A 386-nucleotide genomic window follows, 5' to 3' on the forward strand; every position below is an offset into this window, starting at 1 on the left:
GCCAATAGGGTCATAGCGGATAAGAAACGTACTCCACGCAGTACCGTCAGACGTTGCACCAGTGGGTACCAACGCCAGCTTTCGGCCAGGCTTTGCAGTTCCAATTCCAGCCGTTGCAAGCGCTCATAGCGCTCGGTAACGATATGAATGTAATGCTGAAAGGTGATTTTAGTCGCACTTTGTGGAAAGTTGATATCAGCCAGGTGGCGTCGATAGGCCTCGGTCCAGTTTTGCCGACCTGTGCAGGGATGACCATGACGCAGCAGAAAGGATTTCAGCCGTTGCCGTGCCTGGCGCAAATCGAGCATGGCATCTTCCCGGCAGCGGATAAGGTCGCGGATAGCTTCATCCCGCTCATCCGGAACATAAATAGAGTGCAAATCGCC

Annotated in this window: 1 pseudogene; it reads right to left on the reverse strand. The window is 53.6% G+C overall.

Annotated elements, in window-relative coordinates:
• Nucleotides 1-386: pseudogene (locus tag HCX89_RS22690) on the reverse strand (IS110 family transposase); the annotation flags it as partial.

It is taken from the genome of Shewanella sp. Iso12 (assembly GCF_012030025.1).
GTDB classification, from domain to species: Bacteria; Pseudomonadota; Gammaproteobacteria; order Enterobacterales; family Shewanellaceae; genus Shewanella; species Shewanella algae.